The following is an 18,708-nucleotide window of genomic DNA, read 5'->3' as shown; positions in this document are numbered from 1 at the left end:
CTCGTTCCTCACCGTTCGTCGTGGTCGCTGCCGCCCGAAGCGGCGTCTTCGAGTTCGCGCAGGATGTACTCCTCGACCAGGTCGGCGAGGGTGGAGACGGTGTGCGCGGTCATGATGTCCCGCGGGGTCAGGTCGAGGCCGAACGCCTCACCCGCCCGGGAGGCGATCAGCAGGCTGCGGACGGAGTCACCGCCCAGGGCGAAGAAGTCGTCCTCGGCGCCGACCGGATCCACCCCCAGCACCTCGGACCAGATCTCCGCGATGACCTCCTCGGTGAGGGTGCGCGGCTCGACATGGCCGGCGGCCGGGGCCGCGGTGGCGGGGCCGGGGGCGGGCAGCGCCGCACGGTCCGTCTTGCCGTTCTCGGTGAGCGGCAGGCGGTCCAGGACGGCGAACGCCGACGGCACCATGTAGCCGGGCAGGGTACGGCCCAGCTCGGCGCGCAGCTCGGCGTCGGCCGGGACGGCGGCGCCGGGGGTGAGGACGAGATGGGCCACCAGCCTGCGGACGCCGGGCTCGTCCTCCCGGACCGTCACCACGGCCTCCGCGACCGAGGGGTGGCCGACCAGGGCGGTCTCCACCTCACCGGCCTCGATGCGATAGCCGTGCAGCTTGATCTGGTGGTCGGTGCGGCCCAGGTGGTGGATCCGGCCCTCGGCGTCGTAGCGGGCGAGGTCGCCCGTGCGGTACATCCTGCTGCCCGCCGGCCCGAAGGGGTCCGCGAGGAAGCGGGACGCGGTCAGCCCGGGGCGGTTCAGATAGCCGCGGGCCAGCGACGGGCCGCTGATCCACAGCTCACCGGGCACCCCGGGCGGCACCGGGCGCAGCCGCGCATCCAGCAGATAGGTCCGGGTGTTGGGGACGGGCCGTCCGATGGGCGGCGGGGCGCCGTCCGCGACGAGCGGATCGGACCAGGTGGCGACCACGGTGGCCTCGGTGGGCCCATAGGAGTTGATCATGCGGTGGTGCGGGGCCCACCGGGTCGTCAGCTCCGTACCGCAGGCGTCCCCGCCCACGATCAGCGTGCGCAGCTCGGGCAGCTCCTTCTCGGTTCCGACGGGCAGCGTGGCCAGCGCGGCGGGCGGGATGAGGGTGTGGGTGACGCGCCGCTCGCGCAGGACCCGCGCGAGGTGCTCCCCCAGCAGCGGCCCGGGTTCGGGCACCACGAGCGCGGCCCCGGTGGGCAGCGCCATGCACAGCTCCAGGACGGAGGCGTCGAAGCTGGGCGAGGCGAACTGGAGGACGCGGTCGCCCTCCCGCACCTGGTAGTGCTCGGCCTCGGCGGCGGCGAAGTTGCCGATCCCGCGATGGGTGACCACCACCCCCTTGGGGGTGCCGGTGGACCCGGAGGTGTAGATCACGTAGGCCGGGTCGTCGGGGTCGACGGGGCGCAGCCGGTCCCGGTCGGTGGGCCGGTGCGCGGGCTCCCCGGAAGCCCCGGCCCCGTCGATGCCGTCGAGGGTGAGGTGCGGTGCGGCGTCCTCCAGCATCAGGGCGATGCGCCCGGCGGGATAGCCGGGGTCGACGGGCAGATGGGCGCCGCCCGCCTTGGCCACCGCGAGCTGGGCGACGACGATCTCCACCGACCGGGGCAGCACGAGGGCCACGATCCGCCCGGGGCCCACGCCCTGCGCGATGAGCCGGTGGGCGAGGCGGTTGGCCCGGGCGTCCAGCTCGGCGTAGGACAGCTCGACGTCGGGGGCGAGGACCGCGGGCGCGTCGGGGTGACGGTCCGCGGCGGCCTCGAAGAGTTCCGCCAGGGTCGTCAGCGGGGCCGGGCGGGCGGTGTCGTTCCAGTCCACCAGCAGCCGTGTGCGCAGCGCGGACGGCAGGATGTCGATCCGGTCCAGCGACTGGTCGTCGGGGGCCGCGGCGAGGGCGCCGAGGACGTGGGTCAGCTGCGCGGCCAACCCCTGCGCGGTGGTCTCCTCGAAGAGCCGGGGGTCGTAGCCGAGTTCGACGGACAGCTCGGAGCCGGGCGAGACGACCACGGTCAGCGCGTAGTTGGTGCTCTCCAGGGCCTGGAGTTCACGCACCCGCAGCCCGTGTTCGGCGGCGGCGGAGCTGTTGATCGGGTAGTTCTCGAACACCACCAGGCTCTCGAACAGGTCCGCCCCGCCCGGCACGTCGCTCCAGCCCTGGAGCTGGGCGAGCGGTACGTGGCCGAAGCCGCGCGCGTCCGCCTGGTCGGCCTGGAGCCCGCGCAGCCAGTCGACGGTGGCGGAGGTGCCGTCCACGGCACACCGCACCGGCAGGGTGTTGATGAAGATGCCGGTGATGCTGTCGGCGCCGGGCAGTTCGGTCGGCCGTCCGGAGACGGTCGCCCCGAAGCAGACGTCCGACTCTCCGCTCAAGCGAGATACGAGCAAACCCCAAGCGCCCTGGACGATCGTATTGAGAGTGAGCCGGTGCCGCCGGGCGAAGTCCTCCAGGGCTGCGGTCTCCTGTTCACCGAGCCGCTGTGAGAGCCACTGCGAGGACCGGGTGGGGGCCTCCGCCGTCGGCTTGCGGTCGTAGGGGAGGGGAGTGGGTGCGGTGAACCCCGCAAGCGTCTTGCGCCAGTGCGCTTCGGCCTGCGCGCGGTCCTGCCGTCCGAGCCAGGCGACATAGTCGGCGAACGGCCTGCGGGCCTGGAGCCGCGGCTGTTCCCCGGCGGCCAGGGCGGCGTGGGCCGCGAAGACGTCCGTCAGGACCTGGAAGACGCTCCAGCCGTCGAGCAGCACATGGTGGAAGGTCCACAGCACCTGCACCTCGGTCGGCGACAACCGGGCCAGGGTGACGCGGAGCAGTGGCGCCGCGCCGAGATCGAGCCCCCGGGCGCGGTCCTGGTCGAGCAGCCGCTCCAGCGCGGACCGGCGCTCGTCCTCCGTCAGGTCGCTCCAGTCCAGCTCCTCGACCGGTACGACCGCGCCGCGGCGCACGATCTGTACGGGCTCGGGCACCCCCTGCATCACCACCTCGCTGCGCAGCACCGGGGTGCGGTCGACGACGTGCTGCCAGGCGGCGGCGAGGACCCGGGAGTCCCGGACCCCGTCCAGGATGAAGGTCGCCTGCTCCACATAGAGCCCCTGGCCGCGCTGGGCCAGCCCGTGGAAGACCAGCCCGCTCTGGGTGGGCGTCAGCGGATAGATGTCCGCCACGTCCCGGCCGTCGCCCGCCAGCCGGTCGACCGTCTCCTGGTCCAGGGCGGCCAGCGGGAAGTCCGAGGGCGTGCGTCCGCCCGCCCCCTCACCCGTGCACAGCCGCATGATCGCGCGCAGCTCGTCCAGGGTCTCCTCGGCGAGCCGGGAGACCGTGCTGCGATGGTGCCGGTCCCGGGAGTAGGACCAGGCGAGTTCCAGCTTCCTGCCCTCCACCCGGCCGACCACGTCGAGCAGATGCGGCCGGGGCGCCTCCGGGCTCATATCGCCCTCCAGGCCGCTGCGCAGGGTGTGCAGCAGACCGCCGTCGGGCAGGTCCCAGTCGAGCTGGCCGAGGTAGTTGAAGCTGATCTGCGGGTCCGCCGCACCGGCGAGCGGGGCGTCCGGGGCCAGATGGCGCAGCGCCCCGTAGCCCAGCCCGTTCCCGGGCATCGCCCGCAGCCGCTCCTTGACGGTCTTCAGCGCCTCCTCGAGACCGGTTCCGGCGCCGCCGTCCAGGGCGACGGGGAACATGCTGGTGAACCAGCCGACCGTACGGGACAGATCGGTGCCCTCGAAGATCTCCTCGCGGCCGTGCCCCTCCAGCGCGACCAGCACCCGGTCCCGGCCGGTCCAGCGGCCCAGCACCCGGCCCAGCGCGCACAGCAGGACGTCGTTGATCCGGGTCAGATAGGCGCCCGGCACCTCCTGGAGCAGGACCCGGGTCTCCTCACGGTCCAGCCGGACCGTCACCGTCTCCTCGCTCGCGGCGGTGTTGGGCCCCTCGCCGTCCGTGGGGAGGTCCGGGGAGCCGTGCGCGGCGGTCCAGTGGGGGAGTTCGGCGTCGAAGCCCCCGGCGACGGTGTGCTCGCTCACCTGCCGCGACCACGCGCGGAACGAGGTGGTCTTCCGGCCGAGGCTCCCCGGCCGCCCGGCGTCGAGCAGCCGGTACGCGGTGTCCAGGTCCTCCAGCAGGATCCGCCAGGAGACCGCGTCCACCACCAGGTGATGGGCGATCAGGCTGAGGACCGGGCGCTCCCCGCCGCCCCGCAGGAACAGCACGGCCTTGAACAACGGCCCCCGGTCCAGCTGGAATCCGGACCGGATCCTCAGCTCCGCCTCCCGCATCGCCGACTCCCGCAGCCCGGGGTCGGTGGCGGACAGGTCATGCACGTCGAGCACCCGGTCGCCGCCCGGCGGGACGCTGTGCTGGCGCCAGTGGCCGTTCCCGGTGCGTTCGAAGCGCAGCCGCAGCGCGTCGTGGTGGTCGAGCAATGTGTCCAGGGCGGCGCGCAGCGTGTCCTCGTCCACCGGCCCGGTCAGCTCGGCGGACACCGCCTGGGTGAAGTGGCCGGGGCTCTCGGTGAGGGTGTCGAACAGCCAGTGCTGGACGGGGGTCAGCGGCACCTCGCCGACGACCGGCCCCTGTTCGGCCGTGACCGCCGTGGCCGGGACGTCCCCCGCGGCGGCGGCCAGGTCCGCGACGGTCTGGTGGACGAACAGATGGCGCGGGGTCAGCTCGATGCCCGCCCGGCGGGCCGAGGAGACGATCTGGATGCTGAGGATGGAGTCGCCGCCGAGGGTGAAGTAGTTGTCGTCGACGCCGACCCGCTCCACCCCCAGCACCTCGGCCCAGATCCCGGCGAGCGCCTTCTCGGTCTCGGTACGGGGCGGCACATGGCCGGTGGCGGGGGCGGCCCAGTCCGGGGCGGGCAGCGCCCGCCGGTCGAGCTTGCCGCTGGGGTTGAGCGGGAGCCGCTCCAGGGTGACGACGGCCGCGGGCACCATGTGGTCCGGCAGGCTCGTCGCGAGGAACGCGCGCATCGCGGCTGGATCGACCGCCGTGGCCCCGGCGGCCGGGACGGTGTAGCCGACCAGCCGCTTGTGGCCGTCCGTTTCGACGACCGCCGCGGCCGCCTCGGCGACCTCGGGGTGGCGCGCGAGCGCGGCCTCGACCTCGCCCAGCTCGATCCGGAAGCCCCGCACCTTGACCTGGTCGTCGGTCCTGCCGAGGTACTCCAGCTGCCCGTCCGCGTCCCACCGCACCAGGTCGCCGGTGCGGTACATCCGGCTGCCCGCGGGGCCGAACGGGTCGGCCGTGAAGCGGTCCGCGGTCAGCCCGGGGCGGCCGAAGTACCCCCGGGCCAGGCCCGGACCGGCCAGATACAGTTCGCCGGGCACCCCGATGGGCACCGGCCGCAGCCGCGCGTCCAGCGCGTACGCCCGAGTGGCGGCGACCGGGGAGCCGATCGGCGGGGTGCGGCCGGGGTCGGCGGGATCGCACGTCCAGGCGGTGGCGTAGACGGTGGCCTCGGTGGGGCCGTAGATATTGGCCACCCGGCAGCCCGGGATGGCCGTACGGACCTCCTGCACCGTACGGGCCGCGAGCCCCTCACCGGCCAGCACCACCGTGTCGGCCGTGACGGAGACGCCGCCCTTGCCGAGCACCTGCCCGAGGGCCGAGGGCACCGCGCTGATCAGGGACGCCGTCCACGGCTCCGGCCGCTCGGCCAGGGCCAGGAGGTCTGCCACGATCTCCAGGGAACCGCCCGCCAGCAGCGTGCAGATGATCTCGAAGACCGACACATCGAAGTTGAGCGAGGTGGACGCCACGACGTGGGAGAGCCCCGCCGCGCCGAACTCCTCCGCCGCCCAGGCGGCCAGGGCGGCGACACCCTGGTGGGTGGCCACGACGCCCTTGGGCGTACCGGTCGATCCGGAGGTGTGGATGACGTACGCCGGGTGGCCGGGGACCAGCGGGGCGGTGCGCTCGGCGTCGCCGACGGCATGGGCACTCAGCCCGGCCAGGGCACGGCCGGTCTCCGCGTCGTCCAGCAGGATCCGGTGGCCCGGCCCGTCCGGGATCCGGGGAGCGGTCTCCCCGGTGGTCAGGACGATGTCCGGGGCGATGTCACCGATCATGAACTCGATGCGCTCCGCCGGGTACGCGGGGTCGACCGGCAGATAACCGGCGCCGCTCTTGACCACCGCCAGCAGCGCCACCACCAGCTCCGGCGTACGCGGCAGCGACAGCGCCACGAAGCGTTCCGGACCGGCGCCCGCGCCGATCAGCAGCCGGGCGAGTCGGTTGGCGCGCTCGTTCAGCTCCCGGTACGTCAGCGTCAGGTCCCCGCCCCGCACGGCCACCGCGTCCGGCGTACGGGACGCCTGCGCCTCGAACAGCTCCGGCAGGACCGCGCGAGGCCCCGGGGCGACGGGACCGCTGAACGCGTCCAGGATCCGGCGGGTTTCCGCCGCGCCGATCAGCGGCAGATCCTCCAGCCGCCGTTCCGGATCGGCCGCCATCTCGGCCAGCAGCCCGTGCAGGCATCCGCCCAGCCGCTCGACCGTGGCGGCGTCGAAGGCGGCGGGGTCGTAGTCCAGCGAGATCGACAGCCGCTCCTCGGGCGCCACGACGACGCTGAGCGCGTAGTTCGTCGGCTCCAGATCCCGTTCCTGATGGATGCGCAGGCCGTGTGCCGCGATGGCCTCGCTGTCGAAGGGGTAGTTCTCGAAGACCACGATGCTGTCGAAGAGGCCGACCCCGCCGGGCACCTCGCTCCAGCTCTGGAGCTGCGCCAGGGACGCGAACTCGAAGCGCCGGGCCTCCGACTGCGCGGTCTGGAGGTCCCGCAGCCAGCTCATCAGCGGGCTCCGGCCGTCCACCCGGACCCGGGTCGGGATGGTGTTGATGAACACCCCGACCATCGACTCCACACCCGGCAGCGCGGCGGGGCGGCCGGAGACCGTGGTCCCGAACGCCACGTCGTCCGTCCCGCTGTAGCGGGACAGCAGCAGCCCCCAGGCGCCCTGCACCACCGTGTTCATCGTCAGCCCGCCCAGCTGGGCGACGGTACGGAGCCGGGCGGACTCCTCCGCGCCGAGGGCGACCCGGTGGGTGCCCGAGGACGCCGTGCGGTGCGCCTCCGCCGCGGGCCGGTCGCGGGGCAGTTCGGTCGGGGCGGTGAAGCCCTCCAGCGCCCCGCGCCAGAACTGCTCGGCCTCCGCGCTGTCCTGCTCGCCGAGCCAGCCCAGGTACTCCCGGAAGGGCCGCCGGGCGGGTACGACGGCGCCGCGCCCGGCGGTGAGCGCCGCGTACCGCTCGCAGACCTCGTCGAAGACCTGCGCCGCGCTCCAGCCGTCGAGCAGCACATGGTGGAACGTCCAGATCAGCCGTACTTCGTCGGCCGACAGCCGGATCAGGGCCAGCCGGGTCAGCGGCGCGCTGCCCAGGTCGATCCCCTCGGCCCGGTCGTCGGCGAGCAGCCTGCTCAGTTCGGCCTCGCGCCACGCCTCGGACCGTCCGGTCCAGTCGTGGTGGGCGATCCGCAGCGTGGCCCGCCGCCGTACCACCTGGAGGGGCTCCGGGGTGTCCGCCCAGACCAGCTGGGTGCGCAGGATCGGGTTGGCGTCCGTGGTGCGCTGCCACGCCGTGGCCAGCGCCTGCGGGTCCGTCACCCCCGTGAGCCGCAGCTGCACCTGGTTGAAGTAGGCGTCGGACGCCGGGTCCACGAGGCTGTGGAACAGCATCCCGGCCTGCATCGGGGTCAGCGGATAGATGTCCTCCACCGACCGCCCGTCGGCGGCCACCCGGTCCACCGCGGCCTGGTCCAGCCGGGCCAGCGGGAAGTCCGATGGGGTACGGCCGCCCGCGCCGGGCCCGGCGCAGTGGGCGACGATGCCCTCCAAGGCGCGGAGCATCTCCCCGGCCAGCCGGGACACCGTCTCCTCGGAGTGGGTCCCGGAGCCGTAGTACCAGGTGATCTCCAGGCAGCGCCGCTCGACCCGGCCCACGATGTCGAGGAGGTGCGCCCGGGGCGACTCCGGTGCCGCGTCACCGCCCAGTCCGCCCCGCACGGTGCGGACCAGGGCATCGTCGCCGGTGGTCCCGCCCGTGTCCGACCAGTCGAACTGGCCCAGGTAGTTGAAGCTGATCCGGGGCTCCGCCGCGTCCGCCAGCGGCGCGTCCGGGGCCAGATGGCGCAGCGCGCCGTAGCCGATGCCCTGGGCGGGCACTGCCCGCAGTTGCTCCTTGACGGACTTCAGCGTCTCGCCCCAGCCGCCGCCCGGGGCGTCCGGGACGTCCAGGACGACCGGGAACATGGTGGTGAACCAGCCGACGGTACGGGACAGGTCCACGCCGTCCAGCAGGTGTTCCTCCCGGCCGTGCCCCTCCAGGTCGACGGCGACCCGCCGCCGCCCGGTCCACTCGGCCAGCACCCGGCCCAGCGCCGAGAGCAGCACATCGTCCACGCGGGTGCGGTAGACCTCGGGCACCTGCTGGAGCAGGGCGGTGGTCCGCTCCCGGTCCAGCGTCACGGTGACCGACTCCATGGCCGCGACGGTGTTGTTGCCCTCGCCGTCGCCCTCGTCCAGGGGGATCGGGGCCGCGCAGTCCTCGGCCACCGCCGTCCAGTGGGGGAGTTCGGCGTCGAAGCCGCCCGCTGCGGTGTGCTCGGCGAGCCGCCGGGACCAGTCCCGCACGGAGGTGGTGCGCGCCCCGAGGTCGGCGGGGGAGCCGTCGAGCGCCTGGCGGTAGGCGGCCTCCAGGTCCTCCAGCAGCACGCGCCAGGAGACGCCGTCGACCACCAGGTGGTGCACGGTCAGGAAGAGCGATGGCCGCGAGCCCTGGCCCGGGTGCAGCAGCCGGGCGGCCAGCAGTGGCCCCCGCTCCAGCACGAACCCGGCGTTCGCCTCGGCCATGGCCGCCTCCTCGGCGGCCCGCCGCTCCGGCTCCCCGAGCCCCGACAGGTCCACCTCCCGCAGCGGGTCGCCGATCTCGTCCGGCGGCGGGCAGTACTGCCGTACGGTGCCGTCCGCGCCGCGCGTGAAGCGCGTCCGCAGCGCGTCGTGGTGGACCAGCAGCGCCCGCAGGGCCTGACGGAGCGCCCGGGGGTCGGGGTCCCGGTCGAGTTCGACCAGGACGGACTGGTTGAAGTACTCGGGCCGGGGGCTGTCCGTGCCGAGGAACCAGTGCTGGATCGGGGTCAGCGGCAGCTCGCCGCTCACCGGGCCCGCGTCGGCGGCGGGCCGGGCGGTGGCGGTGGCCACGGTGGCGAGCGAGGCGATGGTGGGGTGCCGGAAGAGTTCCCTGGGCGTCACCGTCAGGCCCGCCTGCCGGGCGCGCGAGGCGACCTGGATGCTGAGGATCGAATCCCCGCCGAGCATGAAGAAGTTGTCCTCGACGCCGATCCGCTCTCTGCCCAGCAGCGGCCCCATGATCTCCGCCAGGATCCGTTCGGCGTCGGTGCGGGGCGCCACGTACTCCGTGCCTGCCGTGGCCGCCGCCCAGTCGGGCTCGGGCAGCCGGCGGCGGTCCACCTTGCCGTTGGCGGTGAGGGGCAGCTCGTCCAGAGCGATGAAGACCGCGGGCACCATGTAGTCGGGCAGCTCCCGGCCCACCAGGGACCGCAGCTCGGTGGGTTCGGGCACCGCGGCGCCGCGCACCGGGACCAGATAGGCGGCCAGCAGCTTCCGCTCCCCGTCCCGCGCGAGCGCCACGACCGCCTCGGCGACGGCCGGGTGGCGGGTCAGCGCGGCCTCGATCTCGCCCGGTTCGATGCGGAAGCCCCGGATCTTCATCTGGTCGTCCGAGCGGCCCACGAAGGCGAGTTCGCCGTCGGCGGTCCAGGACACCAGGTCCCCGGTGCGGTACATGCGGGAGCCGGGAGGCCCGAACGGGTCGGCGACATAGCGCTCGGCCGTGGGACCGGGCCGGTTCCGGTAGCCCCGGGCGAGCCCGGCGCCCGCGATGTACAACTCCCCTGGTATGCCGGGCGGTTGGGGCTGGAGGGCGCCGTCCAGGACGTAGGCGCGGGTGTTGTCCAGCGGCCGTCCGATGGGCAGCGTCCCGGGCAGTTCCTCACCGGCGCGGAAGGGGCGCCGGGTGACGAAGGTCGTGGTCTCGGTGGGTCCGTAGCCGTCGACCACGGTCAGCTCCGGGCAGGCGTCGAGCACCCGGCGCACCGCCGCGGGCGGCACCGCCTCGCCGCCGGTCCACACCTCCCGGGCGCCGCGCAGGCAGTCCGGCGCCTCCTGCGCCAGGAGCCGGAAGAGACCGGCGGTCAGCCACAGGCAGCTCACCCCGTGCCCGGTGATCGCGTGGCGCACCGCGTCCGCGTCCACGTCGCCCACCGGGGCGAGGACGGCCGTACCGCCGCGCAGCAGCGGCACCCACACCTCGTAGGTGGAGGCATCGAATGCCTGCGGGGAGTGCACCAGCACCCGGTCGTGGCGCGCGAAGGCGCGGTCGTGGGCGAGGGCCGTCACATCGCGGTGCCGGACCGCGACGCCCTTGGGCCGCCCGGTGGATCCCGAAGTGAACATCAGGTAGGCGGTGTTGTCGGGGAAGACCTCCACCGCGGGCGGCCCGGACGGACCGTCGCCGCCCTCGGCACCCGGCGCCACCAGCAGCGTCCGCCCGTCGTGCCCGATGTCCGCGGCGGTCCGCTCCCAGGCGCGGTCGGTCAGCAGGACGTCCGCGGTCGCCTCGGCCAGCACCAGCCGCAGCCGGTCCTCGGGCGCGCGGGTGTCCAGCGGTACGTACACCCCGCCCGCCTTGACGACCGCCAGCTGGGCGACCACGAGTTCCACGGACCGGTCCATCAGCACGGCCACCGGCCGTTCCGGACCGACCCCGAGCCCGATGAGCCGGTGGGCCAGCCGGTTGGCGCGCGCGTCCAGCTCCCGGTAGCTCACCGGGCCGCCGTCGCCGTCCAGGGCGGGCGCGTCCGGCGTACGCCGCACCTGGGCGGCGAACAGCTCGGCCACCGAACCCTCGGGCAGCGGGGCCGCGGTGTCGTTCCACTCACGGAGCACCTGGGCGCGCCGGGCGTCGGTGAGCATCGGCAGGCGCGCGGGCGCCCGGTCCGGGCCGGTGGCCATGTTCGTCAGCAGCACCGACAGGTACTCGGCCATGCGCTCCACCGTCGCGGCGTCGAACAGGGCCGGGTCGTAGCCGAGCCGCAGCGCCATCTCCTCGCCGGGGTAGACCACCAGGCTCAGCGGGTAGTTCGTCGTCTCGACGCCGTCGAGGTCCCGCAGGGCCAGCCCGTGCGCCGCGGCGAGGTCCCCGCCGACGGGATAGTTCTCGAACACCACGATGCTGTCGAAGAGGTTCACCCGCTCCTCGAGCCGGGTCATCGACCGCAGCCGGGTGAGCGGTACGAAATCGAAGCGCCGGTCCTCGGTCTGCCGCTCCTGCACCTCCCGCAGCCACGACAGCAGGGTGCCGCCCGTGGGCACCGGCAGTCGGGTCGGCACGGTGGTGATGAACAGGCCGGTCATCGCCTCGACGCCCGGCAGCTCCGGCGGACGGCCCGAGACCGTGGTCCCGAAGACGACGTCCGCGCGGCCGGTGTACCGGGACAGCAGCAGCGTCCAGGCGCCCTGGAGCAGGGTGTTCATGGTGAGCCCCGCGCCCCTGGCCAGCTCAGCGAGGCGACGGGAGGCGTCCGCGGGCAGCGTGACCCGCACGTCGGCGGTGGACTCCGCGTGATGGGTCTCGGTGGGTTCCCGGTCGAACGGCAGCGGGGTGGGCTCCGACAGATCACCGAGCCGGGAGCGCCAGTGCTCCTCGGCCTCCGCCCAGTCGCGGTCCCGCAGCCAGGCCACGTAGTCGCGGAACGGGCGGCGGCTGGGCAGCGCCGCCCCCGCCCCGGACGCATGGCAGGCGAAGACGTCCGACAGCACCTGGAACAGGCTCCAGCCGTCCAGGATCAGATGGTGGAACGTCCACACCACCTGGACCTCGGTGTCGGACAGCCGGGCCAGCGCCAGCCGCATCAGCGGCGCCGCGGCCAGGTCGAGACCCCGTTCCCGGTCCTCGGCGAGGAACCGCCGCGACTCCTCACGGCGCTCCGCCTCGGACAGGCCGCGCCAGTCGAGATGGGTGACCGGCACCCGGACCCCGCGCTCCACCACCTGGAGCGGCTCGGGCACCCCGTCCCACACGGCGCGGCTGCGTAAGCCCGGCGTGCGGTCGGTGACCCGCTGCCAGGCCGCGGCCAGCGCGCCCGGGTCGGACACCCCGTCGAGGACGAACGTGAGCTGCTGGAAGTAGGCGCGCCGGTCCTCCTGGGACAGCCCGTGGAACAGCATGCCCGCCTGGGTGGGGGTCAGCGGGTAGACGTCCTCCACCGCGCTGCCGTCGCCCACCAGCCGGTCCACCGCGGCCTGGTCGAGGGAGGCCAGCGGGAAGTCGGACGGGGTGCGGCCGCCCGCGCCGGGCGCGGCGGCGTGCCGGGCGATGGCGCGCAGCGCCCGCAGGAACTCCCCGGCCAGCCGCCCGACGGTCTCCTCCCGGTGCAGGTTCGCCGAGTAGAACCAGGTGAACGCGAGCCGCTGGTCCTCGACCCGGCCGACCACCTCCAGCGGATGCGGGCGCAGGCCGTCCGGGTCGGCATCCAGGGCCAGTTCGCGGTGGAGGCCGCGGAAGAGCCCGTCGCCGTCGCCCGGCAGCTCGAACTGGCCCAGGTAGTTGAAGCTGATCCCGGCCGTGGGGCCGGTCGGAAGGCCCTCGGGGCGGGCCAGATGGCGCAGCGCCCCGTACCCCAGGCCGCGCTGCGGCACGGCCCGCAGCTGCTCCTTGACGGACTTGAGCACGTCGCCCCAGTCGCCCTCGGGAAGGTCGAGCGCCACCGGGAAGCGGGTGGTGAACCAGCCGACCGTACGGGACAGATCCACCCCCTCGAAGATCTCCTCGCGGCCGTGGCCCTCCAGGTCCACCGGCACGCGGGTGCGCCCGGTCCACTCGCCAAGCACCCGGGCCAGGGCGCTCAGCAGCACATCGTTGACCTGCGTCCGGTAGACCTCGGGCAGCGTCTGGAGCAGGGCGGCGGTCTCGTCGCGGTCGAGGGTGAGGGTGACCGACCGGGCGGAGGCATACGTGTTCGCTCCGGCCCCATCCACGTCTACCGGCAGCGACGGATCGCAGGTCCCGGCCAGCTCCGTCCAGTACGCGGCCTCGGCGTCGAACCCCCCGGCCTTCGCGTGGTCGTTCAGCCGCCGGGCCCAGGTACGCAGCGGGGAGGAGGCGGCGGGAAGCCCGGCCAGCCGGTGGTAGGCGCTGTCCAGGTCCTCCAGCAGGATGCGCCAGGAGACGCCGTCCACGACGGCGTGGTGCACGGTGAGGTGGAGCACCGGCCGCCCTCCGGCCCCGGCGTTCGCCTCCAGCACCGCGCGCAGCAGCGGTCCGGCCGTCAGGTCGAAGCCGCCGAGGTGGGGTTCGCCGTCGCCGGTGTGGCGGCGCAGCAGATCCGTAAGCTCCGCTGCCCCGCCGCCGTCGATCCGCTGGCACCGGCTCCCGCCGCCGTCCTCGGAGGGGAACCGGGAGCGCAGCGCGTCGTGGTGGGCCACGACCGCCTCCAGGGCGCCGCGCAGGGCGTCCTCGTCGACGTCCTCGGGCAGGACGAGGGAGATCGTCTGGTTGAAGTGTCCGGCCCGCTCGGGGTCGTGCTCGAACAGCCAGTGCTGGATGGGCGTCAGCGGCAGGTCCCCGGTGGCCGCCTCCGCACCGGTGGCGTCCGGCCGGGGCTGCGCGGCCGCGGTGTCCAGGTGCAGGGCGAGGGCGGCGATCGTCTGGTGGCGGTAGACGTCGCGGGAGGTGACGGAGAGCCCGGCCTGCCGCGCCTGGGAGACCACCTGGATGCTGAGGATCGAATCCCCGCCGAGGGAGAAGAAGTTGTCCTCCACCCCGATGCGTTCCACGTGGAGGATCCCGGCCCAGACCGCGGCGAGGGTGCGTTCGGTCGCGGTGCGCGGCGCCACATAGCCCGGCGCCGCCGGGGACCAGTCCGGGTCGGGGAGACGGTTCCGGTCCAGCTTGCCGTTGGGGTTGAGCGGCATCCGCTCCATGACCAGCACGGAGGCGGGGACCATGTAGTCGGGCAGGCTGCTCCCCAGGAACGTGCGCAGCGCGGCCGGGTCCGGTGTGCTGCCCGGCGCGGGCACGACGTAGGCGATCAGCCGCTTGTGGCCGCCGGTCTCCTTCGCGACGGCCGCGGCCTCGGCGATGCCGGGGTGGCGCAGCAGCGCCGTCTCGACCTCGCCGAGCTCGATGCGGAAGCCGCGGATCTTCACCTGGTCGTCGGCCCGGCCCATGTACTCCAGCTGGCCGTCGCTGCCCCAGCGCACCAGGTCACCGGTGCGGTACATGCGGTTGCCCGGCGCCCCGAAGGGGTCCGCGAGGAAGCGGTCGGCGGTCAGCCCGGGCCGGTTGAGGTAGCCCCGGGCGAGGCCCTGGCCGCCGAGATACAGCTCGCCGGTCACCCCGGGCGGCACCAGCCGCAGCGTCGGGTCCAGGACGTAGGCGCGGGTGTCGGCGACGGGCCGCCCGATCGGCGGCGCCTGCCGCGGTGCCTCGCCCGAGGAGAACCAGGCGGTGGCGTAGACGGTCGCCTCGGTCGGTCCGTACATGTTGACGATGCGGCAGGAGGGCAGCGCCGCCTTGATGTCCCGTACGGTCTGGGCGGGCAGCGCCTCGCCCGCCAGGACGACGGTTCCGGCGTCGATGCGTCCGGCGTCGATGTACCCGGGGTCGGTCTGTCCGGCGTCCCCGTTCAGCAGCCGGGCGAACACCGACGGGACGCCGCTGATCAGCCCGGTCGCGCGCGGCCGGTTCGCGGGGTCGGCGAGGACCAGCAGATCCTGGACGATCTCGATGCTGCCCCCGGCCAGCAGCGGGCACAGGATCTCGAACACGGACACGTCGAAGTTGAGCGAGGTCGAGGCCACGACCCCGGTCAGCCGCTCCCGTCCCAGCTCGGCCTCGGCCCAGGCGGCCAGGCCCGCCACGCTCTGGTGGGTGACCACCACGCCCTTGGGCGTGCCGGTGGACCCGGAGGTGTAGATGACGTAGGCCGGATGGGACCGGTCCAGCGGGCCGGTCCGCTCGGCGTCGGTGATGTCGCCGTCCGCCCGCCGCGCCAGCTCGGCGCGGACCGCGTCGTCGTCCAGCACCAGCGGTTCGGCACCGGCGGGCAGGCGGCCCGCCGTGTCGGCGGTGGCGAGGACGGTCGAGGGCGCGGCGTCGCCCAGCATGAACGCGATGCGCTCGGCCGGGTACGCGGGATCCACGGGCAGATATCCGGCGCCCGCCTTGAGCACCGCCAGCAGGACGACGACCAGGTCGGCCGAGCGCGGCAGGGCCAGCGCCACCAGCCCCTCGGGGCCGACGCCCCGGTCGATCAGCAGCCGGGCGAGCCGGTTGGCGCGCCGGTTCACCTCGTCGTAGGAGAGCCGGGTCTCCCCGCAGGTCACGGCGGTCGCCCGCGGGCGCGACGCGGCTTGCGCCGCGAAGAGTTCGGGCAGCGTCGCGTCGGTGAGGGCCCGGCCGGTGCCGTTCCAGGAGTCGAGCAGCTTGTGCCACTCGGCGTCGCTCAGCATCTGGAGTTCGACGAGAGTGCTGCCGGGGTCGGCCACCATCCGGGTCAGCAGCCGGTGCAGATGCCCGGCCATCTGCTCCATCGTCCGGGCGTCGAACAGGTCGGAGTTGTACTCGACGGTGAGCCCCAGCGACCCGTCGTCCCGGGGCAGGAACTCCAGCACCAGGTCGAACCGCGCCGCGGGGCGCGGCAGGGAGTGCTCGGCGATCGTCACGCCGCCCGCCTCCCGGGCGGGCACCATGGCGCCCTGCTGGACGACCAGGGCCTGCACCAGCGGATTGCGGCTGGCGTCGCGCTTCGGGGCCAGCTCCTCGACGACGCGCTCGAACGGCAGCCGGTCATGGCTGAAGGCGTCCAGCACCGTCTCGCGCATCGCGTCCACGAACTGCTCGACGGTGCTGTCCCCGTCGACGTCGGCGCGCAGCACGAGGGTATTGACGAAGAACCCGGCGACCGACTCCAGCTCCTTGCGGTGGCGTCCGCTGGTGACCGTGCCGAAGGCGACGTCCCGCTGGCCCGAGTAGCGGGAGAACAGGACCGCGACGGACGCCGCGAGCAGGGTGAACAGCGTGGTGTTCCGCTCCCGGCCGAGCCGCCCGAGCGCGGCCACCAGATCGGCGGGCAGCTCGCGCCGGTGCACCGCCCCGGCGGTGGTGCGCACCGGGGGGCGGGGGCGGTCGGTGGGCAGCTCCAGGGTCTGCATCCCGGCGAGCCGGGTCCGCCAGTACTTCAGATCGGTGTCCTGCCCGCGCGGGACCGGGTGGTCGCGCTCCCAGACGGCGAAGTCCGGGTACTGGAGCGCGGGTCCGGGGAGGCCGGGGTCGGCACCGGTGACCTCCGCCTCGTACAGGGCGGTCAGTTCGCGGACCAGGAGGCCGACCGACCAGCCGTCGGTGACGATGTGGTGCTGGGCCAGCAGCAGCACGTGGTCGTCGTCGGCGAGCCGGATGAGCAGCGCCCTGGTCAGCGGGCCCTCGGCCAGGTCGTACGGGCGGTTCAGCTCGTCGGTCAGCAGCCGGTCGACGGCGGCGTCGCGCTCCGCGGCGGGCCGCCCGCCGAGGTCGGCGTGGTCGAGCGGTACCGTGCCCCGCTCGGCGATCCGCTGCACCCCGTGCCCGTCCACGGTGACGAAGGTGGTGCGCAGCGCGTCGTGCCGGGCGGCCAGGGTGCCGAGCGCGCGGCGCAGGGCGCCGGTGTCGAGCGGGCCGCTCAGCCGCAGCCCGGCCCCGGTGTTGTACTCGGTGCCGCCGGAGGTCAGGTCGTCCAGGAACCACAGCCGCCGCTGGGCGGCGGACAGCGGCAGCGGCCGGTCGCGCGGGGCGGGCGGGATCGGCGCCTCCGGCGCGTCGGCGGCCTCCTCCGGCAGCCGCGCGGCCAGCCGCGCCACGGTCCGGGCGTCGAGCAGCTCCCGGAGCGACAGCTCCACGCCCAGCTCCGCCCGGAGCCGGGACAGCAGCCGCACGCCGAGGATGGAGTCGCCGCCCAGCCCGAGGAAGTCGTCCTCGACGCCCACGGTGTCCACCGGCAGCACCTCGGTCCAGACCTGGACGAGAGCGGCCTCGGCGGGGGTGCGCGGGGCGATGTGGCGGGAGTGCCCCTCCGCGGTGGCGGACGGGGCGGGCAGCGCCTGCCGGTCGATCTTGCGGTGCGGGGTGAGGGGGAACGCGTCCAGCACGACGTACGCGGACGGCACCATGTGCGCGGGCAGCAGCCGGGCCACCGCGGCCCGCAGCTCCGCGGCCCGGGGCGGCGTGGTCCCGCCGGCGGGCACCACATAGCCGACCAGTCGCTTCAGCCCCGGCTCGTCCTCCCGTACGGTAACGACGGCGGCCCGGACGTCCGGGTGGCGGGCCAGCGCGGCCTCCACCTCGCCCAGTTCGATGCGGAAGCCGCGCACCTTGACCTGGTGGTCGGTCCGGCCGAGGAACTCCACCTCGCCGTCGGCGTTCCAGCGGGCCAGGTCACCGGTGCGGTACATCCGGGCGCCGGGCGGCCCGAACGGCACCGCGACGAAGCGCTCCGCGGTCAGCCCCGGGCGGTCGAGGTAGCCCCGCGCCACACCCGCGCCGCTGATGTACAGCTCCCCGACCGAGCCCACCGGCACCGGCCGCATCGCCTCGTCCAGCACGTACACGCGGGTGTTGGGCAGCGGACGGCCGATCGGCGGGTTGCCGGAGCCCGCCTCCAGGGCGTCCGTCCAGGTGGCCACGACGGTGGCCTCGGTCGGGCCGTAGGAGTTGACCATCCGCCGGCCCGGCGCCCACAGGTCCACCAGATCGGCGGGGCACGCCTCCGCCCCCACGATCAGGGTGCGGAACTCCGGCAGCCCCTCGTGGACCTCCTCCGGGGGCACCGTCGCCAGGGCCGCCGGGGGGATCAGGGCGTGGGTCACCCGGTGTTCCCGCAGCACGGCGGCGAGTTCGGCGCCCAGCAGGGGGCCCTCCGGGGGCACCACGAGCGCCGCCCCGGCGAGCAGGGAGGAGCACAGCTCCAGTACGGAGGCGTCGAAACTCGGCGACGAGAACTGGAGCACCCGGTCGCCCGGCCGTACCCGGTAGTGGTCCGCGGTGGCGGCGGCGAAGTTCCCGAGCCCCGCGTGCGGCACCATCACGCCCTTGGGCACACCGGTGGAGCCGGAGGTGTAGATGACGTACGCCGGATGCTCCGGCAGCAGCGGCGCGAGCAGGTCCGCGTCGCCGGGCGTGTGCTCGGGGCCGGTCACGGCCCGGATGTGCTCCGGATCGTCGAGGACCACCACCGGCCGGGCGTCGGCCAGCATCATGGCCCGGCGCTCCTCGGGGTGTGCGGGGTCCACGGGCAGGAACGCGGCCCCGGCCTTGGCGACCGCCAGCTCGGCCACCACCAGTTCGGCCGAGCGCGGCAGGACCAGTGCCACCACGCGCTCGGGGCCCACACCGCGCCCGATGAGGTGGTGGGCCAGCCGGTTCGCCCAGGCGTCGACCTCACCGAACGACCACGTCCGGTCCCCGGCCACCAGCGCCGCGGCTCGCGGGGTTCGGGCCGCCCAGGACGCGAACAGCTCACCCAGCGGTGCGCGGGAGACGGTGCGTGACGTGGCGTTCCACGCCGCGGGAGGCAGACCCGGGGGGTCCTCGGACGAGGACGCCGAACCCGATGCGTTGTCGTAGTGGTCCATCATGTCGGTGCGGCCCTTCAGAGCGGTTGAAAGGGTGGAACTCGGGTGA

The 18,708-nt window shown here is 74.5% G+C and carries 1 protein-coding gene; it reads right to left on the bottom strand.

Features of this window, described 5'->3' with window-relative positions; all coding sequences use genetic code 11:
• Window positions 1-8: 8 nt before the first annotated feature.
• Window positions 9-18,662, bottom strand: coding sequence for a non-ribosomal peptide synthase/polyketide synthase (locus LCH29_RS33100; protein ID WP_446465382.1), 18,654 nt, complete (start codon window positions 18,660-18,662; stop codon window positions 9-11).
• Window positions 18,663-18,708 lie beyond the last annotated feature (46 nt).

Source organism: Streptomyces sp. BRA346, from assembly GCF_052851135.1.
This window is presented reverse-complemented; position numbering and strand designations above follow the sequence as displayed.